General features: G+C 52.3%; 20 protein-coding genes. 14 read left to right on the top strand and 6 right to left on the bottom strand.

Features of this window, described 5'->3' with window-relative positions; translation table 11 throughout:
- Positions 1 to 44 precede the first annotated feature (44 nt).
- Complete coding sequence (locus tag NYE26_RS18440) at positions 45 to 911, top strand: methyl-accepting chemotaxis protein (protein ID WP_339249220.1); 867 nt, start codon at positions 45 to 47, stop codon at positions 909 to 911.
- Between the two features lie 105 nt (positions 912 to 1,016).
- The gene (locus NYE26_RS18435; protein ID WP_209869768.1) at positions 1,017 to 1,658 is read left to right on the top strand and encodes a cupin domain-containing protein; all 642 of its coding nucleotides are present in this window, start codon (positions 1,017 to 1,019) and stop codon (positions 1,656 to 1,658) included.
- A gap of 91 nt (positions 1,659 to 1,749) precedes the next feature.
- Here NYE26_RS18435 and NYE26_RS18430 read toward each other — a convergent pair whose 3' ends face one another.
- Positions 1,750 to 2,421: a hypothetical protein gene (locus NYE26_RS18430; RefSeq protein ID WP_339249218.1), complete on the bottom strand. Its 672-nt coding sequence runs from the start codon at positions 2,419 to 2,421 to the stop codon at positions 1,750 to 1,752.
- A gap of 157 nt (positions 2,422 to 2,578) precedes the next feature.
- Between NYE26_RS18430 and NYE26_RS18425 the strand changes: the two genes are divergently transcribed.
- Both NYE26_RS18425 and NYE26_RS18420 read left to right on the top strand, forming a co-directional pair.
- Positions 2,579 to 3,286 carry a response regulator transcription factor gene (locus NYE26_RS18425; RefSeq protein ID WP_036733085.1) on the top strand — a complete coding sequence of 236 codons (708 nt, stop codon included), beginning with the start codon at positions 2,579 to 2,581 and terminating at the stop codon, positions 3,284 to 3,286.
- Complete coding sequence (locus tag NYE26_RS18420; protein WP_339249217.1) at positions 3,283 to 4,695, top strand: HAMP domain-containing sensor histidine kinase; 1,413 nt, start codon at positions 3,283 to 3,285, stop codon at positions 4,693 to 4,695. Before NYE26_RS18425 ends, NYE26_RS18420 begins: the two co-directional genes overlap by 4 nt.
- Here NYE26_RS18420 and NYE26_RS18415 read toward each other — a convergent pair.
- Positions 4,692 to 5,729: an asparaginase gene (locus tag NYE26_RS18415; protein ID WP_051478733.1), complete on the bottom strand. Its 1,038-nt coding sequence runs from the start codon at positions 5,727 to 5,729 to the stop codon at positions 4,692 to 4,694. The two genes, NYE26_RS18420 and NYE26_RS18415, sit on opposite strands and share 4 nt — an antisense overlap.
- Before the next feature lie 130 nt (positions 5,730 to 5,859).
- Here NYE26_RS18415 and NYE26_RS18410 point away from each other — a divergent pair, with 130 nt between their 5' ends.
- The gene (locus NYE26_RS18410; protein ID WP_339249216.1) at positions 5,860 to 6,798 is read left to right on the top strand and encodes an MBL fold metallo-hydrolase; all 939 of its coding nucleotides are present in this window, start codon (positions 5,860 to 5,862) and stop codon (positions 6,796 to 6,798) included.
- A gap of 2 nt (positions 6,799 to 6,800) precedes the next feature.
- Positions 6,801 to 7,631: a GNAT family N-acetyltransferase gene (locus tag NYE26_RS18405; protein ID WP_339249215.1), complete on the top strand. Its 831-nt coding sequence runs from the start codon at positions 6,801 to 6,803 to the stop codon at positions 7,629 to 7,631.
- A gap of 421 nt (positions 7,632 to 8,052) precedes the next feature.
- On the opposite strand, the gene NYE26_RS18400 is transcribed toward NYE26_RS18405, so the two are convergent.
- Together NYE26_RS18400 and NYE26_RS18395 are read right to left on the bottom strand one after the other, a co-directional pair.
- Positions 8,053 to 8,808 carry a PIG-L deacetylase family protein gene (locus NYE26_RS18400; protein WP_339249214.1) on the bottom strand — a complete coding sequence of 252 codons (756 nt, stop codon included), beginning with the start codon at positions 8,806 to 8,808 and terminating at the stop codon, positions 8,053 to 8,055.
- A gap of 374 nt (positions 8,809 to 9,182) precedes the next feature.
- On the bottom strand, positions 9,183 to 10,520 hold the full coding sequence (locus tag NYE26_RS18395; protein WP_036733093.1) for a glycoside-pentoside-hexuronide (GPH):cation symporter: 1,338 nt from the start codon (positions 10,518 to 10,520) through the stop codon (positions 9,183 to 9,185).
- 308 nt (positions 10,521 to 10,828) lie between these two features.
- Between NYE26_RS18395 and NYE26_RS18390 the strand changes: the two genes are divergently transcribed.
- From NYE26_RS18390 to NYE26_RS18375, 4 genes are all read left to right on the top strand, one after another.
- Entirely contained in the window at positions 10,829 to 12,418 is a 1,590-nt protein-coding gene (locus tag NYE26_RS18390) for a methyl-accepting chemotaxis protein (RefSeq protein WP_339249213.1), read from the top strand.
- A gap of 23 nt (positions 12,419 to 12,441) precedes the next feature.
- The gene (locus NYE26_RS18385) at positions 12,442 to 12,867 is read left to right on the top strand and encodes a chemotaxis protein CheW (protein WP_036700854.1); all 426 of its coding nucleotides are present in this window, start codon (positions 12,442 to 12,444) and stop codon (positions 12,865 to 12,867) included.
- A gap of 15 nt (positions 12,868 to 12,882) precedes the next feature.
- Positions 12,883 to 14,877, top strand: coding sequence for a chemotaxis protein CheA (locus NYE26_RS18380; protein ID WP_245367972.1), 1,995 nt, complete (start codon positions 12,883 to 12,885; stop codon positions 14,875 to 14,877).
- A gap of 83 nt (positions 14,878 to 14,960) precedes the next feature.
- Positions 14,961 to 15,134: a hypothetical protein gene (locus NYE26_RS18375; protein ID WP_155991697.1), complete on the top strand. Its 174-nt coding sequence runs from the start codon at positions 14,961 to 14,963 to the stop codon at positions 15,132 to 15,134.
- A gap of 78 nt (positions 15,135 to 15,212) precedes the next feature.
- On the opposite strand, the gene NYE26_RS18370 is transcribed toward NYE26_RS18375, so the two are convergent.
- Positions 15,213 to 15,590, bottom strand: a complete 378-nt coding sequence (locus NYE26_RS18370; RefSeq protein WP_339249212.1) for a hypothetical protein — start codon at positions 15,588 to 15,590, stop codon at positions 15,213 to 15,215.
- 167 nt (positions 15,591 to 15,757) lie between these two features.
- On the opposite strand from NYE26_RS18370, the gene NYE26_RS18365 reads away from it, so the two are divergent.
- Entirely contained in the window at positions 15,758 to 16,516 is a 759-nt protein-coding gene (locus NYE26_RS18365; protein WP_339249211.1) for a CPBP family intramembrane glutamic endopeptidase, read from the top strand.
- A gap of 910 nt (positions 16,517 to 17,426) precedes the next feature.
- On the opposite strand, the gene NYE26_RS18360 is transcribed toward NYE26_RS18365, so the two are convergent.
- Complete coding sequence (locus NYE26_RS18360) at positions 17,427 to 18,374, bottom strand: serine hydrolase (protein WP_209869739.1); 948 nt, start codon at positions 18,372 to 18,374, stop codon at positions 17,427 to 17,429.
- Positions 18,375 to 18,567: 193 nt separating this feature from the next.
- On the opposite strand from NYE26_RS18360, the gene NYE26_RS18355 reads away from it, so the two are divergent.
- The 3 genes from NYE26_RS18355 (at position 18,568) to NYE26_RS18345 (ending at position 20,371) form a co-directional block, all read left to right on the top strand.
- On the top strand, positions 18,568 to 18,846 hold the full coding sequence (locus tag NYE26_RS18355; protein WP_339249209.1) for a hypothetical protein: 279 nt from the start codon (positions 18,568 to 18,570) through the stop codon (positions 18,844 to 18,846).
- A gap of 107 nt (positions 18,847 to 18,953) precedes the next feature.
- The gene (locus NYE26_RS18350) at positions 18,954 to 19,508 is read left to right on the top strand and encodes a hypothetical protein (protein ID WP_339249208.1); all 555 of its coding nucleotides are present in this window, start codon (positions 18,954 to 18,956) and stop codon (positions 19,506 to 19,508) included.
- Between the two features lie 182 nt (positions 19,509 to 19,690).
- Positions 19,691 to 20,371, top strand: coding sequence for a hypothetical protein (locus tag NYE26_RS18345; RefSeq protein ID WP_339249207.1), 681 nt, complete (start codon positions 19,691 to 19,693; stop codon positions 20,369 to 20,371).
- The last annotated feature ends 570 nt before the right edge of the window (positions 20,372 to 20,941 follow it).

Genomic DNA, 20,941 nt, shown 5'->3' with positions numbered 1-20,941 from the left:
AAGAGATGTACATAAATAAATATCATTAGGGAGCTGTTGAAGCAATGAATACCGAACACGAATCCGAACAGGAATCAGGACAAGAATCAGAAATGGATCAGCTGCGGAAGGCGCTTGAAATATCCTTGCCCCTGGTGCAGCGGCTGTTCCCGCTGGATGTAATGTTTGCTTTGGCAGACCGGGACAAGTTCATTTATTATCTGCAAGGGAGGGAATTGAAAGCCAAGATTGAATTGGGTTCTCCAGTACCGCCCAGCGGGGGAATCCGGTCTGCTCTGGAGAGCGGGGAGGAAGTCAGTGCTACGATTCCAAGAGAGATCTACGGCATTCCTTTTAAATCGTCATCCATGCCTATCCGGGACCGGAACGGGGTGGTGACAGGCGTGTTCACGATCGGAATCAGCCTCAGCAATCAGGTAACACTCAGCGATGCAGCGAATGCGCTGGCGGTGACCTCTGACGAGATCAGCTCGACATCGGTAGAGATTGCAGGCACGGCCTCGGATCTGGCGAATACTGTAGGGGATCTGAAGGAGCTGGGCCAGAAGGTGGTAGAGGATCTGCAGCAGACCGACGAGATTCTGGATTTCATCCGCAAGGTGGCGGAGAATTCCAACCTGCTGGGGCTCAATGCAGCGATTGAAGCAGCGCATGCCGCTGAGCATGGACGGGGCTTCGGCATCGTGGCTCAGGAGATCCGCAAAATGTCGGTATCCAGCGCTTCATCGGCGAAGGATATTGCCGGCATTCTGCAGATGATCAAGCAGAAGATTAACCAGATGGATGCCGTGCTTACGGATTGTCTGGCACAAAGCGAACGTCAGGCCGCAGCCACAGAGGAGATTACCGCCTCCATGCAGCAGCTCGCTGCTTCCGCCGTGGAGATTGAGAGTATCGCTCGCCTGATCTAATCCGCACCGGTCTCTAGTGTCAAAGAGCTCCTCCCCTGCATATAGTATCTGGACGAATGCCCAGTGTTACTTAAGGCTACAATCCAGTCTGAGGAGGAACTAACCATGCTAGATCCAGTATTGCAGGCACCGGACCTGAAGCTTGCCGCCGATTCTAATCAGGTGCTTAATTATAAGCGGGATGCGAACAATTATATTACGCAGCTTTTTGGCGAACAGCTGCCGGCGATACGTAACGGGTTCTTCAATGCCCATATGAGCAAGGGCTTCATCGTCCAGCCGCACTGGCACACGAACGTGACGGAGATGATCTTCGTGATTAGCGGAGAGCTGATTGCTTCGGTATTCGATCCGTTCACCCAAAAGCTGATGACCTATCATCTGAAGGCCGGACAAATTGCTGTCTTCCCGAAGGGATGGTTTCACTGGATTCTGGCCGAGAGCGAACAAGCCCATTTCCTGGCGATCTTTGATGCGCCGACACCGGATATTGTGTATGGGTCAGACTTCCTGCGGGCCGTTCCCGCAGAGGTCATCCAGCGCGCCTATTGCATTAATGAAGAGGAATACGCCAAGGCCGTGGCCCCGCTGAAGGAATCGATTATTCTTGGACCGCCTCCGGGCTGCGCCGTAGCAGGGTCTGCCGGGGGAACCAACATGGACCCGTCCGCCAAAAGCATGCCCGCCTACGCTGCCCAGCAGCCGGCGGCGGCATTCTATCCTTATCAGATGTATCCGCGCCGTTAAGCGGCGGCTACGCTATACTAATGAACAGAAAAAGCAGGCCAGGGAGGAATTCCTTGGTCTGCTTTTCTATGGAATGCAGGGTGTGCGTGGTTTATTTCGCTTCTTCCAGCTTGTGGTTAAGGTCCTTATATTGACTCAGCAGTGCGGACAGTGCCTGCTTAATTGCTGCTGCATCTGTGGCTTGTGCAGCTTCTGCCAGTGCAGCTTGTGCTTTGAATAAGCCATCGATGTACGCCGCATGTAAGGTTACCACATTGGCAAGCTTGCCGGATTCCAGAGAGTCAGGCACCGTTAGTGTGAGGTTTGCAGCTGCTGAGGCGGACGGAACTGCCTTAACACTGCCCCCAGTTGTCCCGTATTCCGGCACAGTGGCAAGCGGAAGCGTTTCTGCGTCCGTCAATGTTCCAGGCGTGGCTAATTGCACATCCATAATACCGGTTTTTTCTGTCCATGGAGCGGCAGACATTGGCTTGGCGAGAACCACATTAAGCGCCTTCGTGCTTGTTAATGCATGGTAGCGGCTGAGCGTATCCCGCCAATCCTGGGAAGTTTCCGGGGCATAGCTGTTCACCAGCGCCAGAACCTGCGGTTCAAGCAAGGGGAGCAGCCTACTGCCATTTGTGGATGCAGCGGCTGTGCTTATGGTGGCAGTGGGTCCCTGTGCTGGGGGCGGCGCGATTCCCGTATCCGCGAAGACCGGGGTGGCGATACTGGACAGCAGCAGGGTGGATAGAGCCATTCTTTTCACGATTAGACGATTCATGTACGAACACTCCTTCAGGTGATTTGTCTTACAGCTCTCACTATAGCGGGGTTCTGTGGCAGGAGAGGGTCAGCAATGTGGAAAAACAATGGCAGCGCCCAATCCCGCTCACCCGCTTGCTATAATGGTGAAGAGACAAATCACGGAGGTTACCTGGATGAACAATCAAACGGTCATTGCCGTTGTGGACGATGACGAGAATATACGCAATCTGGTGGAAGCTTATTTACATAAAGAGAATTACCGGACGATTGGCCTTGGAAGTGCCGAGGAGGCGTGGGATTTATGGAGGAATGATCCTCCCGGCATGTGGGTGCTCGATATTATGCTTCCGGGAATGGACGGCTATGAGCTATGCAGGCGTATCCGTGATGAGGCGGAGGTGCCGATTATTATGATCTCAGCCAAGGATAATGAAGTGGATAAAATCCTGGGTCTGGAGCTGGGCAGCGACGATTATCTGGTCAAGCCCTTCAGTCCCCGTGAGCTGGTAGCCCGGATTAACCGCCAGCTGAAACGGTGGGAACGTCTTCACGAATCCAAGTCTGCGGCTGTTCTGCCTGCTGTGCATACAGGGATAGAGCTGGGCAGTCTGCTGCTGCATCCTGAGGAGAGAAGATCCTTCTGGCGGGGAGATGAAGTGGAGCTGACCAGCAAGGAATTCCTGATGCTGATGGTCTTTGCGGGAAGTCCGAACCGGGCCTTTACGCGCGAAGAGCTGCTGGGCCATGTCTGGGGGGAGGATTATTTCGGCAGCGACCGCGCTGTCGACCACCTGATCAAGCGCATCCGCAAAAAAATGGACGGCCTGCCGCTGGAATCGGTTTGGGGTCACGGCTACCGTATGAGAGAGGTGCAGGAATGAAGAGGATGGTGGAAAGGCTAAGCCTGCGGATGAAAAAGCTGAAGCTGGTGCATCAGATCAATGTTGCTTTTGGGCTGTCTCTGCTGCTGGTCCTGTCTATCACGGGAGTGATGATCCATTATGTGCTGATGGACCATTTCATTGGTAAGGAGCAAGAGGGATTAAGGACGCTTGGCGCTTCCCTGACCGCGAGTCTGCAGCGGGCTCCATTCACAGAAGGAGGGGCATTCACATTGGGAAAAAGCGATCCGCTTACAGCTCCATATCCTACGCTCTCCAGCGGAGTACAGGCCATCGTGAGCGACCAGCAGGGGAATGTGGTCTCGGGATATCTCCCGGCCCTGCCCGTGCAGGCCGGAGTAACGGTGGATGTCACAGCTATGGAGCAGGGGAGCCTGCAGAGCTTATGGGATGGCAATGATCCGCGTTATCTGGTGCAGGTCAACACACTTCCCGAAGGTAAGCTCACCTTGCTGACTCCTGTCAGCAGAATCAAGGCCATCGAGCAGTCGCTCTTGAAACGGCTGATTCTTGTCTTTGCTGCGGGAGCGGCAGTAATGCTTCTGTTCAGCCTGTTCATTACGCGGAAGCTGATTGATCCGCTGATCAGCCTGCGTCAGGAGCTGGGGAAAGTGAAAAACCGCCGGTTTGCCGAGGTAAATCTGATCCGGGCGGGCGGTGAAATCGGTTCTGTCGCCAGGGCAGTATACGAGATGGCCGGTGAACTGCACCGGTTCAACCGGGTGCAGAAGCAGTTTTTCCAGAATGCCTCGCATGAGCTGAAGTCTCCGCTGATGTCAATAGCCGGTTATGCAGAGGGCATTAGGGATGGGATATTTGAAGGAGAGGGCGTCCGTAAAGGACTGGATATTATTCTGAGTGAAAGCGGGCGCTTACGTGATCTGGTCAGCGAAATGACTCTTCTGGCGAAGCTGGACAGTGAAGAGGATATTTACCAGGCGGAGGATACAGATCTGGAGGAGCTGCTGAGCGAGGCGGTGGAGCGGGTCAATCCGCTGCTGGCAGCAAGGAAGCTGTCGCTGCATCCGGCAGTCTCCGGGGACTATGGGGGGATGGTAAGAGCGGACCGGGATAAGCTGCTGCAAGCTCTGCTGAACGTGTTATCCAATGCAGCCCGTTATGCCGAGAAGCGTATTGATGTAGAGGTGCATACAAGCAGAGGGAGAATTACATTAACGGTTGCTGACGATGGTCCGGGCATTGCGCAGGAGCTGCTGCCCAGCCTGTTTCACAGGTTCGTCAAAGGAAAAAATGGCGAATCCGGGCTGGGACTCGCCATCGCACGTGCTATTGTGGAACGCTGCGGCGGAGACCTGAGTGCCCGGAACCGCCCGGAGGGCGGCGCAGTCTTCACCTTTGAGTTCCCGCCATCTGCGGGCAGCGTTTAATACTCGTTGAACATTGCGGCAATTTCATCGTAGCCGGTGGTTTGCGTCAGGGCGAGGGAGAGCAGGATTCTGGCTTTTTGCGGGACCAGGCTGTTGCAGGGAATAGAATTGGCGGACAAGTCAATGTACGAGTCCTTCAGTGTAATTCCGCTGGAAATCCGCGAGCAGCGGACTACAGGGATGTTATTGTTCTTCAGCTCCCCCACCTTATCAATCCAAGGCTTGCTGTAGATCCCTCCGCCTGCTCCGGCAATGACAATCCCCTTGGACACCGTAGCCAGATAATCCAGAATCCCGGGATTGGCATCCACATGGAAATAAGCTACGGACACTTCCGGCAGCTCCTGAATAACAGATACATCGAACTGGGTTGCGGTGGTATGCCGTTTCAGGGTGCGCGTATAGAAGAAGGCATGGCTGTCACGCATATATCCGAGGCAGCCGAAATCGCGTTCATCGAAGGCGTTGGCCTTGAAGGTGTTCACCTTTTGCACATCCCGCCCGCTATAGATGCCCTCAGCGAAGACAACCATCACGCCTTGGCCGGAGGCCTCGGGATTCGCCGCCAGTGCTACGGACTGGTACAGATTTAGCGGACCATCGGCGCTGATTGCGGTAGCCGGGCGCATTGATCCGGTAATGATTACCGGCTTGTCAGTCTTGATCACCAGGTTCAGGAAGTAGGACGTCTCATCGAGGGTGTCGGTGCCGTGTGTAATGACGAATCCGTGCACATCCTCCCGGAGGGCGAGCGTGTTAATGTATGTTGCCAGGGTAAGCCAGTGCTGGCTTGTAATATCGGCGCTGCACAGATTGCTGACCTGTACCCCGGCGCAGTTCGCCAGCCGTTCCAGGTGCGGCACACTATCCAGCAGATCCTGCACGGGCAGAGCACCAGGCTCGTAATTCAAGGTTTTATGGGCTTCGCCGCTGCCGGCAATCGTACCGCCGGTGGCGAGGATGACTACATTTTTGAGGCCGGGATTATAGTAAGGGGAAGCGGTGAAATTCACTTCGGGAATAGTATTCATCATAGGTCGTTTCCTTTCAGGTTGAGCCAGAATTCAGTCATTCGCATGACATTGAGAGTATTATAACATTCATTCCTCTATGGGTGACATAGTAAGGTATAATAAGTGTGAAAATATAAATGGGAGGATCTGTATGTTCAGGGTAGAGGAAGTAGCGCAGGGAGTGTGGGCCGCGATTGTTATTCCGGGCCTGGGCGCGGTAGGCAATGCGTCAATCATCGATCTTGGGGATTCTACAGTCGTAGTGGATACCTTCAACCTGCCGGCAGCAGCCAGACTGCTGCGGGAAAAGGCAGAGAAGCTGACAGGGAAGCCGGTCAAATACATAATTAATACTCACTATCACGGGGATCACCATTACGGCAATCAGGAGTTTTCGGACAGTATCATTCTATCGACAGAGCTTACCCGTGAGGTGCTGAGAACGCATGCGCCACCCGCTTTGGAGGAATGGCAGGATGGTCTGCGGAAGCAGATCACAGGATTACAGGAGAAAAGAAATACTGCTACGGATTCCCGTCTACGGCAGGCGCTCATTAATGAAATATCGGACAAACAGGCGTTGCTGGAGGCTACGCCAACAATTCGGAGAGTGACAGCAGCGGTGACCTTCAAGGATAGTGTGGATATTCACGGATCAGCTCGTTCACTGCATCTGTTCACGTATGGCGGCGGTCATACCCTCAGCGATGCTATGGTGTACGTTGCAGATGTTCAGGTGCTGATCGCAGGGGATCTGGTCCTGAACAGGTTCCACCCGGCGATGCTCCATGGGTTCCCAGAAGCATGGTCAACTATTATAGAGCAGATTGGCGGGGAAATTGATTTCACACGGCTGATTCCAGGACATGGAGATGTTGCTGGACGGGAGAGTATACCTGACATGCTGCGCTACCTCAAAGAGATTCAGGAGTACGCTATAGCGGCAGCCCGAAGCAGAGAAAGTGTAGAGCACTGGATAGCCAAGGGAATCCCGCAGCCTTTTGATACATGGGAGGGGTCTCATATCTTCGAGTGGAATTTCCGCTGGTTGTTCAATACCTATACTGATCCTAAGAAAAGAGGGAGATAAGCATGCTGAAGCTAGACAGCCGGGATTACGCCCTTGCCTGGCCGCTGTTAAAGGAAGTCAAGATCAACACGCTGTTCGCTGAAGGAGTTCTGAGCGGGCAGACGACAGGCAGTGTGTATGTGGATTCTGTACATAACCCCCGTAGCTTCTATGTGGCTCATGAATACGGGATGTCGCTGGTCTATGGGGATTCGGGCAATGAGGAGTTTAACCGGAGTCTGTCTGATTATATTACGAACAAGGCGGGGCACCGGCATTCAGCGGAATGGCTGCAGGCTGATCCGGCAGGGGACTGGGACCGGCTGATTGAAGCTATGCTTCCTGAGCATAATGCACGGCTTGATGCGGACGATACACGCAGAATGTACATACAGACCCGGGTGAATTTTACGTTCGATCCGGAGGTCTATTACCGCGCGAAGGCGCAATGGTACCGGCAGGATGCTGAGATTGTCCAGATGGACGGCGAAGGATTCGGCGAGCAGACGGGTGCGGTGATTCCCCGGTATTTCTGGCGTGACGCGGAGCACTTCCTGACTTCAGGCCGAGGATACACTTTACTGTGGGAGGGCAAGCAGGCCTCCAGCGCCTTCTCGGCTTACCGGACAACGGATCAGCTGGAGATTGGAATCGAATCGGCACCGGGTCACCGGGGGAAGTATTTCGCCTTCTCAGTGTGCTGTAAGCTAATCGATTACTGTCTGGAGCAGGGATTGGAGCCTGTCTGGGGCTGCCGCCAAGAGAATGTGGGCTCGTACAGACTGGCGCAGAAGCTGGGCTTCAAGCCTGCATTGAACATCCCCTACTACCGTTTGTCCGAGCTTCCCGCTTAACAAAGAGCAGCAAATCTCCGCATAGATGGGGGATTGCTGCTCATTTGCGTTACATGGGCGGTACAATAGGTGGATTTTCTACACTTGCTGATGAATGATTGGCGACTGCTAGGACAATAGTTGGAAAAACGGCACTTAATAAATCGCACTTCCGCTTAGATGGGGAAATAGACAAAATTAGATGCTGTTTTTCCACTTGTGTACCTGCAAATGCCGGGAATTGCTGAATTAAGATACGTTTTTCCACTAGTTTGTTGAAGGGAAGGCGGGGGCACCTGCGAATTGTGTGGCGTGCGCAATATCGGCTCAACTTCCGTTAGCCTAGCTTCTCAGCCACTCAACGCCCCAGCACTCCATGCCCCGCCAACTCACACCCCTGCAACCTAGCGCCCCCGCCAGCACATGCCCCAGCACTCAGCCGTCATATCCGGCGGGCATCCACAAAGCAGTGCAGGTGCAGCGGTGACAACACCTTCAGCCCTTCCCCCAGCTCGAAGCCCCTGCCTTCGGCCAGCTGGCGGCCTTGCTCGCCGAAATAGAACCGGTACATGGCCAGCTGCTCTTCATTGAACTGGCTGCGGTGCAGGGCCATGGCCGCGAACTTGCGCTCGAAGTGATCCGTGATGTCGATGACCGTATTAGGCTCAGCGGTGAAGTAGAAGCCGATGGCCTTCGGTTGCCATGGCCGGGTAAGGGTGCCTCTCGGATACAGGGGCAGCCCGGAGGACAGCACAGCCTGGGCTGCGGCCCTGCCGGTAACGATATGGTCATAATGCGCCTCATAGCTCAGCCAAGGATCAGGACACAGTATCAAGTCCGGCTGAACCGTCCGGATGATCTCGGCTATCTCTCCCGCGAGGGCTGGGATATGCTCCAGTGTACCGTCGCCATGGTCCAGTTGGTGGAACACGGTGGCCCCCAGCGATCTTCCGGCCGCTTCGAGTTCGCTTGCGCGGATGGCAGCGATCTCGGCGGAAGAGACCTGCTCGTCCACCGCGCCCAGATCTCCGTTCGTGACGGTTAGATAATGAATCTCGCAGCCCCGTTCCGCGAATGAGGCAATGGTTCCGCCGATGCCTACTTCATTGTCGTCCGGGTGCGGCTGTATGCACAAGATCCTCCGGCATCCGCTAAGATCCGGAGGGGACATCAACGCTGCTAGTGTGGATATATCCATAATCCAAATACCTCCCTATTAATCTGTGATGAGGGTACAGTTAGCCCCTCTGTAGGTTGGGTGAGGAGAAATCACTCAACCGGGCCTGCTCCTTACGGACCGGAGAGCCGTTATTTACAAGAAAATAACCTATTGGGTTGCCTTGCGGACTGAGGCGGTCTTATTCGCTCCATAATCAATGCTACGGCGCAGAAAATCCGGCAATAAAGGCCATAGGGTCCGTAACTTGCTCCAATCGTGGCTTTTGCCAGAAGTAAGTGCAACTGAGTCCGTTACGCTTAGCCGCCCCCCTGACCATGAACGATTCAATCAGGGAAAAACAAAAGGAAGCGGAGCCGGAAGGGCAAGTTAGAGAACATGAGCATGGGACCCCACTACAATGACCGACTGTGATTCAGATCGCTCAGGATCTGCACCCGCTGCTTCTCCGTTATATTATAGAAGAGAATCGGCAGAATAGCGGCCAGGAAGCACAGTGCAGGCAGCAGAAACATCACGAAGCTAAGGCCGTGCTGGAGCTGCGGAGTCGCCGGCTGATTCTCCACATAGCTGAGCAGGCCGAGACTGGCTCCGATAATCATCCGCGATACCGCTCCGCTGAACTTGGTAATGAAAGTGTTCGTTGAGAACACAATGCCCTCGCCCCGGAAGCCCAGCTTCCATTCCGAATAATCTATCGTATCGAGCAGCATCGAGGTACTGACAATCGTCGTCATGCCCGAGAAAAAGAAGCTGACCCCAAAGAACACCAGGGTGTTCAATACATTATGGTCACCCAGCAGATAAGGCAGGATGCAGGCTACGCTCCCAAGAATGCAGGAGACAATGAATACTTTCTTCTTGGCGAAGCGGCGCAGCAGCGGCGGCGTAGCGATCATCCCCAGCAGCATACCGGCCACCAGACTGATCCCGACCTGCGTGGCATACCCCGCGTCCCCCCAGACATAGACCACATAATAGAGCTGAATGCTCTGCCGGATGCCGTTCACCAGGTTGATAATCAAGAGAGAGGCGAGCAGGGTGAGCAGCGGCTTGTTCTTGTACACCGTTTGCAGGTTCTGGCGGAAGGAGATCTTCTCAGCGGAAGGGACGACCCGTTCCTTGGTGAGCATCCCGGTCAGGAAGATCGATAACGCCGCAATGACCCCGATAATGATTGCCGAGTACAGATAAGCCTGCGTATTCCGTTCTCCGCCGAAGGCGAGCAGAAGCTGGATACCGCCGATGGTGATAACGACTGCGCCGAGCGTTCCGCCGATTTTGCCCAGTGTGACGAATAAGGTGCGTTCCCCCGGATCAGTGGAGACTACGGACGACAAGGCCCAGAGCGGCGTGTCACAGACCGTGTACAGCATTCCCCATAGCAGATACGAGACGGTTGCGATTACAAGGGTCAGGGTCCGCGAACCGCCGAAGTCCCAGAAGCAGAGGACGGTCGCCAGCGCGATCAGACAAGGGGCGAACAGCAGGTAAGGCCTGAATTTTCCCCATCTGGAGCGTGTTTTGTCGGTAATCATGCCCATCAGCGGATCAAGACAAGCATCGATAATACTTGCTGCGACCAGAATGACACTGGCGGTGGTTGCCGGAATTCCCAGCAGATCCGTATAGAAGAACAGGATGTACATCGACATGAAGCTGTAGAGCATATTCTGGCCCAGCAGACCGCCTGAGAACACCAGTTTTTCGGCCACAGGTACTTTTGCTGACATGACAAGCCTCTTTTCGCGGGGGATAAAATGGGATTGAATCGTTTACTAATTATGTCTATTTATAACTTATTTCTATGTTCTGTCAAGCGGATTCTGCATCAAACTACGGAATAGTAAATATTTCGATTTGTAAAGGGGAAATTTACACTGAGATTAACGAAAAAAATATGAAAAACACAAATTAGAATATAATTTTTTTGATATAAAATGTCGAAATATAGCTAATGATGTCCCGCCGGCTGATAGGGGAGTGTAAGATTAACGCCGACAAGAAGGACGCTAAGATGTTAACCACAGGGGGAAGCCACATGAAATGGTTCGGGAATTTGAAAACAGCTACAAAGATCGTCTCCGCTTTTTTGATCGTCTCTTTAATTCTGGCAGGACTTGGAGTCTATTCGGTCTTATCCCTGCGCACCAGCAATCAGAATATGAAGGAAATGTACAGCAATAACCTGATCTCGGTCAGAGATTTGTCTGCCGCCGAGATCAGCTATCAGCTTAACCGGGTCTATACACGGGATATGAGCAATACAACAGATACAGATAAAATTACCGATTATAAGCAAAAGATTGCCTCAGGCCGTCAGGAAATTGTCCAAAAGGTGGATAACTACCGTCCGCTGGCGACCACTGCCCGTGAAAAGGAGCTGCTGGCCTCGTTTGACCAGGAGTATGCAAGCTATGAGAAGCTGTTCGATCAGGCGCTGGTTCTGGCGGAGCAAGATGATGCGGCTGCTTTCAATACATTTCTAACTACACAGTTGACCGTCCAGGGGCAGAATGTACTGAACAATCTGGATGGTCTGATCAAAGTGAATGTGGAGCTGGCAGATGAGGCGAACAACCATTCACAATCCGCTTATTCCTCGGCGTTCATCCTTACAATCTCGGTAGTCATTGCGGCGGTCATCCTCAGTATTATGATCGGCTACCTGATCGCAAGATCGATCTCCAGACCCCTGATGCAGATGCTGCATGTGGCTACTGAAGTGGCTAATGGCAATCTGACGCAGCAAGCGGATATATCTACTAAGGATGAAGTCGGACAGCTTGCCACGGCTCTTAACCGGATGGTTCATAACCTGAAGGAATTAATCAACGGGATTGTGTTGAATTCACAGAGCGTTGCCGCCTCTTCCGAACAGATCTCAGCGAGCACTCAGGAGATTGCCAGCACCAGCACCAACCAGTCGGCGGCAGCGACCAATATCACTGAGCTGTTCAAGGAGCTGTCGCTGGCGATTGATTCTGTGGCCTCCAGTGCCGAGGAAGCGGCAGAGCTCTCCAATGATACCGTGCGGACCGCCCGGGAAGGCGGATATGTGGTGGAGACTTCCCTGCAAGGAATGCAGACGGTGAACCACCAGATGAAGCAGCTTGAAGACGATTCCAGCAAAATCGGGGATATCATCGAAGTGATCGACGATATCGCCGAGCAGACCAATCTCCTGGCCCTGAACGCAGCGATTGAAGCGGCGCGTGCCGGAGAACAGGGGCGCGGCTTCGCCGTGGTGGCGGACGAGGTCCGCAAGCTTGCCGAACGCAGCAGCGATGCTACGAAGGAGATTACGAAGATTATCAAGGTCATGCAGGAGAATACGAAGCAGAGTGTGAGGGCAGTTGCTGAGAGCGTAGAGCAGTCTTCGATGACCAGTCAGGCGTTCGAGCAGATTATTAAGATGGTCAACACCTCTTCACTCAAGGTCAACGAGATTGCTGCCGCCTGCGAAGAGGAGTCCGCCCAGGCTGCTGAAGTGATGGACTCGGTTCAATCCATTGCGGCCTCCAGCGAGGAATCGGCAGCGGCTTCTGAAGAGACGGCGGCTACCTGCCAGGCCCTGGCGCTGTTATCCGAGGATCTGGCTAAGTCCGCTGCCGCATTCAAGACCCATTAATTCAACAGACGGAAGGTGAAGCCATGTCGTCCTTACAGAAGGAACAATATATCGAGCTTGCGGTAGGAGCCGAGACCTGTGCCATCCGGATTGAAGAGATTCATGAGATTATCAAAATGCTCAGCATTACAGATATCCCCTTCAGCCGGAATGAAGTCAAAGGTGTAGTCAATCTGCGCGGCAAGGTGGTCTGTGTCATGAGCCTGCGCAATCTGCTGGGAATGGCGGATGAGCCTTATACCCGGAGCACAAGAATTATTGTGGTTAACTACCGCGAGGAATTCGTCGGACTGATTGTAGATAAGGTGAACAAGGTGACTACGTACGCCGAGATTCATCCGCCGGCAGGCGGACATAACCGCAGCCGCGATGCGGTGTTCCACGGAGTGGGGCAGCGGGATGACCAGCTGATCGGTATTCTGAAGCTCGAAGAAATATTGGGCGGGTAAAAAGGGGAACAAGCAATGATGATGGAACTGTCGGCTTACCGCGATATATTCATAGAAGAGCTGAACGAGCAATTAGAGCGGATCGACCAGTCCCTGCTTGCGCTGGAGCATGCTCCAACCGCTGAGCTGATTCAGACGATCTTCCGCGCAGCCCATACGATCAAGGGCTCTGCCTCCACGATGGGCTTCCGCGAGATGAGCGATCTCACGCATGAGGTGGAGTATGCGCTGGAGTGGGTGCGGGAGAAGAAGCCGGAGATTACCGGTAATCTGATTGATACGCTCTTCCGGGCGCTGGATGCGATGAAGCTGCTGCGCACTCAGTATGTCAGCGGGGAGGGATTTACAGACTGCTCAGCTGTGGTTGCGGAGATCAAGGCGCTGATTAATAAGCCGGCTGAACTTCAGCCGGTACTGCTTCCGGTCTTAAATGCAGCGGAGCTGCTTCAGGCGGAAGAGGCCGTGGCAGCGGGCTACTCGCTGCTGGCTCTGGTAGTCACCTTGAGAGAGGACTGCCAGATGAAGGCAGCCCGGCATTATATCCTCTTGCAGCGTATCGAAGAGGTCTGCGGGCCGGTGATTGCTGCTGCCCTGGCGCCCCCGGCGGCGCCGGGAGCCGATGAAGACGCCCGCTACAGCCAATTTGCTGTAATTGCTGCTTCCCCGCGCGAGCTCCGGCAGGTGTCCGAGCAGCTGGCAGGGGAGACCGATGTCGAGAGCATTGTCATTACACCATTCGTGCCCGCACCTGCTGCCGGGACTGACGTCCAGACCACGGCCGGACCGGTGCCTGCAGAACCTTCGTCCTCTACTCCTGGCAAGGGGAAATCCCATGAGGTACAGTCAACCGTCAGGGTGAGTGTGGAGCGGCTGGACCATCTGATGAATCTGGTGGGGGAGCTGCTGATTGAGCAGACCTCTCTGGCCGATCTGAGCGCTAATGGACAACGTACGGATCCCGCCAAGGTTCTGCCTGATATCGGCTCGATATCGGATCATATGGGCGGGATTATCAAAGAGCTTCAGGAAGGGGTCATGAAGACCCGGATGCTGCCGATGGATCAGCTGTTTAACCGTTTCCCGCGGCTGGTGAGGGATTTGGCCCAGAAGCTGGGTAAGGATATTGAGCTGCAGATTCAGGGAGGCGAGACCGAGCTGGACCGGATGATCATTGAAGAGCTGAGTGATCCGCTAATCCATTTGATCCGTAACAGCGCCGATCACGGAATCGAGAGTCCAGAGGTGCGCGTGCAGCAGGGCAAGGCTCCGAAGGGCAGAATTACGCTTACTTCTTTTCATGAGGAGAATCAGGTCGTGATTCGTCTGGAGGATGACGGACAGGGCATCGATGCCGCCCGGATTACAGCCTCTGCGCTCAGCAAAGGGATCATAACAGAAGAACAGGCAGGGTATTTAACTGCACAGGAAGCCGTTAGTCTCATCTTCGAGCCAGGCTTCTCCACAGCTTCTGAGGTCAGTGAAGTGTCTGGACGGGGCGTGGGGATGGATATTGTCCGCAGTCAGATTGGACGTCTCAACGGAATCATAGATATTCAGACCGAGCCGGGGGCAGGGACTCTGTTTACAATCCGTCTGCCGCTTACGCTGGCTATTATCAAGGGGCTGCTGGTCAAGGTGTCCGGGCGTGTTCTGATTCTACCGATGTATAATGTGGCTGAGATTGTGCGGATCTCCCCCGAAGAGATACAGGTCGTTCAAGGGGAGCAGGCGATTATCAACCACGGGCGGATTGTTCCGCTCTCCTGGCTCAGAGACAAGCTGCATTATCCGCGCACAGAGCGCCGTTCCAAGACGATTCCGCTCGTGATTGTAAGATCTGTTGACCGGATCGCTGCGTTCGCAGTCGATGAGATCATCGGCAACCAGGAGGTGGTCATCAAGTCCCTGGGCGCGTATCTGGGGACGATGAATCATCTGTCCGGGGCAACGATCCTGGGCAACGGCCGGGTCGCTCTGATTCTGGATGCTTCTTATCTCGTTAGCCATTGATTACTTTCCATTATCACAGTATGGTATAGAACCGGCAGCAATGGTGAAAAATATGGAAAGAAACACCGGAAAGGGGTGAAGAGTTGGATATTACAATGGCTTCAGATGAAGTTATCAGTAGGATCAAGCAGCTTCAGTCTGGTGGGGGCAAGATGAACAAGAAGCAGATCAAGCAGCAGGAGCCCGAGCTGATGAGAAGTGCGCTGTATTATTTTCCAAGCTGGGAACACGCCGTGAAGAATGCGGAACTGCTCTAAGGAATAGCAACGCCTAATAACCGGAAAAGCCGCAGAAGCCTGCGACTCTTCCGGTTATTTGTTATTGTAGTGCCACGGTCAGGAGGTCTGTTCTTCAGTTCTCAGAGGCTTCGGGCGGTTGAACTGCAGCTCAAGAGCCTGCTGGTTCAGATGCAGCTCTTCCATATAGGCCTTGATCTTAAGCTGGAGCGCATGCAGCATTTCAGTATGCATATCATCTATACGGTCCTCGTTACAGAACGCTGAACAGGCCAGATAGCCATCTGTATAGGATTTGGTGTCATCCACTACCGTATTCAATTTTTCTTTGTAGATCCGTTTAACCGGTCCGCTCTCCGGCTTGATCTCATAATAGCGGTTCGTTTCCACCAGCAGACGCCAATGGCTAACCTCAAGACCATATTCATCCTTTTCCAGCTGTACGGTCACTTTGAAGATCTTGATAGGACTGTTCATGTTGTTGTTCCATTCTCATTGTAGGATTCAGAGATTATAGCATGTACAGACCGCAATGCCCACTGGAAGATTATATAGATATCGTATAATTTGGCATCATAGCATAAAATTAAACCATTATTGTCCTGAAGCGGCAATACGTTAGCCTACTATAAAGGAGATCTGAAATGAAAAACACCGCTGCACAAGGACATCCGCTCGTTTACTCGCTGGTATGGGGAGTAGTCCTGACTCTGGTTGTATCCGTTGCCTCCGCTGTAGCCACGATTATGGAGTTCGGCGATATGGGGATACGCAGTGCCCAGGCCTGCGCGTTCTTGGTTATGGGCATTATTGTAACCCTTTATATGAAAAGAAAGGATTCTTCGCTCGTCAGCTTCGGCTTCCGAAGGCTTGAGGCCGGCCCGTCCCGGGCGGTGCTGTTCTACATCCCGCTGATCATTATTGCGGTGGCCCAGCCGCTGATGAATGGAATCAACGTTGAACTGGGAGCGCCTGAAATAATCAGTATCGTCATTATGACCCTGCTGGTGGGCTATACCGAGGAAGCCATTTTTAGAGGGGTGATCTGGAATCTTCTGAAATCCAAAGGGCCGGTCTTCTATATTGTGTTCTCCTCCATCTTCTTCGGGGTTCTGCATATGGCCAATGCCTTTGGCGGAAATGATATCATACATACGATTCTCCAGGTTATCAATGCGCTGCTGCTGGGCTGTGTGCTCGCCTTGCTGATGGAGATAGGCCGGAATATTGTTCCGCTGATCGCGTTCCATTTTATCTACGATGCACTGGCCATGGTCAGCAATGAGAATCTGGAGCATGAGGTACTCATCGTCTCCATTCTTAATATTCTGTATCTGCTCTATGGAATTTATCTGCTCATGGTATTCAGCCGCAAGCGCAGAAATCATAGTCTCACCTTGTAGACACACCGGCTAGTCCGGGGAAGGAATTCCTCAGGCTGGCCATTCATTTTCATATGAAATGATAGCGCATACATGAAAATGATCAGCTAACGGGAGCAAATAATCCGTAAACGGAGCAATATTTAGAGATGGGCATTTTATTTGCAATCCTCCTGGAATATCGCAGATTCTGCGGGGATATGCAGGTTTTTGAAAGTTTAAATTTAAGCGTTTCTCAGGTATAATGTAGACATCACCACAGGAACCACAGTATCAAGAGCACCAAGCATTACAAGTGGTACCGCAGGTGATGGTCTCATTCCTAAATTTAGCAATGAATGAAGGAAAGGAGAGAGCCCCGATGTACTAGCGTTAGCGAAGCATGCCGGAATCGGCTGCTGATGAAGAAGGTGGATGATAACATCTTCTGGCAGATCGTGGGTATGCGGGAACCCAAGAAGCAAATCTTTTTTGGAAGAAGAACGAAGCTTATCATTCAAGCAGGAGAAGTCTCTTGCGGAAGAAAGAGCGTGATTCCAATGAAAAAGGTTAGCGAAGCGTACAACTGCGATTCCTCACAGTAGGGAAAACGTCCGTGAAAACGTTTTTCGTGAAATCGTGTACGCGGGAATCCACCCCATATGCAGGACATGGAGCAACACTCCGGACAGGAGCGAACGGGCAACACGGAAGCATGAAGTGAACATGAAATTGAGAACAATCACCATGTCAGGGATATGGCTTTTGTTACTTGGAGGAAATGATTGAATTGAATAGCGTAATCAACACATGAATCCCCGGGCCTTAAGCAATCAGGCAGCGGGGATTTGTGCGTCTGTACATAATGAACGGCAAGCAAAGCCGTTTCCACTCTTTTTCAATCTGTTGTGTCCGCTGCTATGGTATGCTGCCGGTAAGCTAAGGAGCCAGCTTAAATAGATCCCAGTAAAGGCACGATATAGTCACGGAACACATCCGGCGGAGGATTATTCTTCCCGCGCTTGTTATCCTGGGTCAGCACAGTGACAAGCTGAAGCTCCGGCACTACATATATGAATTGTCCGGCATACCCGCGGGCGTAATAGTAGTCCACCAGACTGGATTCTCCGGTTGCTGAGCTGCAGGACAGGGCATCTGTCCACCAATGCCAGCCGTATCCGCCGTGGCGGGGAGGCTCCGTGTGCATGACTGGCTGTACCGAATGTACAGCCCAACTGCCGGAGATAATCTGCGAATCCTTCCATATCCCCTGCTGCAAATAGAGCTGTCCGAAGTTCAGCAGGTCTACAGGCCGCAGCTTCAGACCGAAGCCGCCGGTATGGATGCCCTGGGGGTCCGATTCCCAGTCATAGTCCCGGATGCCGAGCGGTCCGAAGAGAACCTGTTCGGCATAGCTGGCTGTGCTCTGTCCTGTGGCTTGTACCAGAATCGAAGACAGTAACTGCGAGATTCCCGAATTGTATTCCATCCGGGTGCCCGGTTCATCTGCGAGCGGCTGCTCCAGCACATAATTCACCCAATGGGGGGAACGTGTCATCTTCGGGAAGGAATTGGCTCCGCCGAATTCCTTCCAGCGGAAGCCTGCGGACATAGTCAGCAGCTGTTCGAGCGTAATGTTCGGCTTCCGTGCGTCCTTATCGCGCAGGACTTGCGGGAAGAAGCTGCTGAGCGGAGCCGAAGGGCCGGGCAGCAGCCCCTGGTCCATGGCGATGCAGATCAGCGCAGAGAGGATGCTCTTGGTGCAGGAGTTGATCTTCGCCAGCTCCGAGGCCGTGCGCTGATCTCTATAATGCTCGAAGATCAGCCTGCCTTGCTGCTGAATCAGACAGCTCCGCAGATTCAGCGGCGCAAGCGCGGCTGATAGGGTGGACAGGTTCATTGGGATTTTCCTTTCTATATATACAACTATCACTTGAATGTCTGTATACTCGCTTGATGAATTCCCCTGTATTATCTCAATCTGACGCCGGGAAGTCCAATTTGTTTATACACATTTATTACCAGCCGGGGCTTCCTCTAGTCAGTTATTATAAGATTAGTTGGCAATATATTAACTGTTTCGGAGGGATTTTATGATTCAGGATCATGAACTGCAGATTCGCCCAATAGCTGAAGGGGATCTGCCCAGGCTGTGGGAGCTTGTCTATAAAGAGGAAGCGCCAGAATGGAAAAAATGGGATGCGCCGTATTTTGAACATAAGTGTATCTCCTGGGAAGAGTATTACGGGAAGCGAGCCGAAATTATTGGCTGTGTGAACAATTGGGTAATAGAAGTAGAGGGCGGAATATACTATGATTCTATCCGAATGGGGCTGCTTAGAGAGGAGTGGGAGGATACGTTGAGAGAGTAAATATGAATGTTTGTGAAAAAAGACACAAATTCGTGAAAATTATCACGTTGTATTCATAAAATTTTAATATATAATAAAGTTAACTTAAAGAAACAGGGGGAATTAAAATGAAATTATTTAAAGTATTAGTAGTAGCAGGGGTATCGGTAGCTTTGTTGTCGGGTTGTGGATCGGATAAAAACAATGCAGACAAAGGGGCAGCAGCGACAACTGCACCAGCAACAGAACAGGCAGATGCAGTTACCTCCGCTTCAATCGTGAACCAGGCAGATGCTTTCATTAGTGCAGTGAGCGACAAAGGAACCTGGATCGTTGCTGTTCTGAACGACCTGACAGTGGATAAGGATGTAGTGGTAGCAGGCCAGTTCCATGACAAGAACGATGCCAGCAAGGAGATTTACCGCAAGCTTGCCCTGTACGCACAGGATGCAGACCACAAAGTTACAGCTACTTACACCCTTACAGCACCAAAAGTAACTGTACAGAGCGAGAACTTCCGCGTTCAAGGCGGTACGATCAAGGGTGATGTATATGTAGAAGCTAACGGCTTCAACCTCTACAAGGATGCTACAATCGACGGCAACCTGTACTTCTCCAGCGAAGACGTGAAGGCAACGGCTGTGCTTGAAGGTAAAGTTACCGGAGCTACTGAAGTAAAATAAAATAAGTATATTGGAATCCATTCAATTACTATAATGAAATACAGCCTGTAGACAGGGTCCCGTAGGGGCTTGCGCTACAGGCTTTTATTTGTTATGGGGGGATTTTGTAATCTGGACCGAAATCATCTATAGTTAAATGGAAGCTGTTGTAAGCGCAAACAATCGGGACGGGAGATGCTCTCATGAAAACTACACGGAGATGGGGGATGGCTGCGGGAGTGATTCTGGCTTCTGTAGCGGTACTCTATTTATTGTTATATATGTATGAAAGACCCGGCGGGTGGTCGGACCAGCGGATGTCCCGCTCATTGGGAATGAATCAGTCGCTCCAGATTCCCCTGGGCTCAAGTCCGGAGGAGGCCGTGCGGTTATTCCGTGAGTCTGATTCCATGACGGTGGTACATGAGGAGACTGTTGGCAGGGGGAAGCTTGTTTTTCTGACCCGTTCGGGCGATCAGGACCGCAGCAATCTTCAAGTCGAATATGTCCGCAAAACCTGGATCGGCTGGAAGTGGGTCTGGGGGGCGGGCTACGGGATGGACGGAGACCCTACCGTGTCGGCAATGAATTATATGAGGCTGCCTGAACTGGAGCAAATCTCCACTCCGTTTCCTATGGTGTTCGGTGAGGTGCTGGACCCGTCCATTCAGCAGATTATCGTTCAGCAAAAGCAGACCGGGACTGATAAGTCCGAGGCAAAGCTGATTCAGACGGCGCAGGGACGGACAATTTGGTTTGCTTTTCAAGCGGTGACGGCGGGCGTTCCGTTCGAAATCGAAGGGCTGGATCAGGCCGGGAAGATTATTGCTACCAAGGTTATTACAGATGTCCGGGGCAGCGGGACAATGGATTCAAGCAAGTGAACCATTCATGTATAGGATTGGCGTAGAGTGATTAGTCCTGGTATTTATGATAGGGAAGAATGACGAAGACTCCGGATCTGCATTTATGCGGACTGCCGGAGTTTTTGTCTGTAAAAATCTTTATCGGCAGATGTGACAAAAATAAATGACAAAAATATAATTCGAATCATTTTCCAGTGTTTTAGCGCATATTTCATCGGGTGATATAAGATTTTGGTATAAAAAACCACCATTTTGTCGAAAATGTTCAGATTTTGTTCACATGCCCTTATTAACATGATTGGAGGCACAACTCTGTGTGCCAGGATAGCTTAGGTCCGGGAACTGGCGCCCGTTGAATGCAGGGATTGAACGTCAGTTTTCTCCCCTTGAGCAGTCTGACAGACTGTCAGCAGTTCTTACATGGCAAGCCAAAGGAGGGATTCAGAGAGCGATCTTGGAGTGCTGGTTGTGAAGAGAACAGCACTGTTGTTGACGGAAGATAGCATAGCTTGCATATGGATTCAGAAATTTGCAGATTTCGAATGGCCAGACTTGTATTTCTATTACAAAGAGTTCTGTTTGGTACTC

Origin of the sequence: Paenibacillus sp. FSL P2-0136, from assembly GCF_037975325.1 — a bacterium.
GTDB classification, from domain to species: Bacteria; Bacillota; Bacilli; order Paenibacillales; family Paenibacillaceae; genus Paenibacillus_AQ; species Paenibacillus_AQ silagei.
This window is presented reverse-complemented; position numbering and strand designations above follow the sequence as displayed.

Coding starts and splice junctions, on each gene's coding strand:
- NYE26_RS18405 (WP_339249215.1), top strand. CDS start 6,801: ATGCTGAAGCTAGACAGCCGGGATTACGCCCTTGCCTGGCCGCTGTTA.
- NYE26_RS18420 (WP_339249217.1), top strand. CDS start 3,283: ATGAAGAGGATGGTGGAAAGGCTAAGCCTGCGGATGAAAAAGCTGAAG.
- NYE26_RS18430 (WP_339249218.1), bottom strand. CDS start 2,421: ATGAATCGTCTAATCGTGAAAAGAATGGCTCTATCCACCCTGCTGCTG.
- NYE26_RS18380 (WP_245367972.1), top strand. CDS start 12,883: ATGATGATGGAACTGTCGGCTTACCGCGATATATTCATAGAAGAGCTG.
- NYE26_RS18345 (WP_339249207.1), top strand. CDS start 19,691: ATGAAAACTACACGGAGATGGGGGATGGCTGCGGGAGTGATTCTGGCT.
- NYE26_RS18350 (WP_339249208.1), top strand. CDS start 18,954: ATGAAATTATTTAAAGTATTAGTAGTAGCAGGGGTATCGGTAGCTTTG.
- NYE26_RS18425 (WP_036733085.1), top strand. CDS start 2,579: ATGAACAATCAAACGGTCATTGCCGTTGTGGACGATGACGAGAATATA.
- NYE26_RS18365 (WP_339249211.1), top strand. CDS start 15,758: ATGAAAAACACCGCTGCACAAGGACATCCGCTCGTTTACTCGCTGGTA.
- NYE26_RS18415 (WP_051478733.1), bottom strand. CDS start 5,729: ATGATGAATACTATTCCCGAAGTGAATTTCACCGCTTCCCCTTACTAT.
- NYE26_RS18435 (WP_209869768.1), top strand. CDS start 1,017: ATGCTAGATCCAGTATTGCAGGCACCGGACCTGAAGCTTGCCGCCGAT.
- NYE26_RS18390 (WP_339249213.1), top strand. CDS start 10,829: ATGAAATGGTTCGGGAATTTGAAAACAGCTACAAAGATCGTCTCCGCT.
- NYE26_RS18440 (WP_339249220.1), top strand. CDS start 45: ATGAATACCGAACACGAATCCGAACAGGAATCAGGACAAGAATCAGAA.
- NYE26_RS18395 (WP_036733093.1), bottom strand. CDS start 10,520: ATGTCAGCAAAAGTACCTGTGGCCGAAAAACTGGTGTTCTCAGGCGGT.
- NYE26_RS18385 (WP_036700854.1), top strand. CDS start 12,442: ATGTCGTCCTTACAGAAGGAACAATATATCGAGCTTGCGGTAGGAGCC.
- NYE26_RS18370 (WP_339249212.1), bottom strand. CDS start 15,590: ATGAACAGTCCTATCAAGATCTTCAAAGTGACCGTACAGCTGGAAAAG.
- NYE26_RS18360 (WP_209869739.1), bottom strand. CDS start 18,374: ATGAACCTGTCCACCCTATCAGCCGCGCTTGCGCCGCTGAATCTGCGG.
- NYE26_RS18410 (WP_339249216.1), top strand. CDS start 5,860: ATGTTCAGGGTAGAGGAAGTAGCGCAGGGAGTGTGGGCCGCGATTGTT.
- NYE26_RS18355 (WP_339249209.1), top strand. CDS start 18,568: ATGATTCAGGATCATGAACTGCAGATTCGCCCAATAGCTGAAGGGGAT.
- NYE26_RS18400 (WP_339249214.1), bottom strand. CDS start 8,808: ATGGATATATCCACACTAGCAGCGTTGATGTCCCCTCCGGATCTTAGC.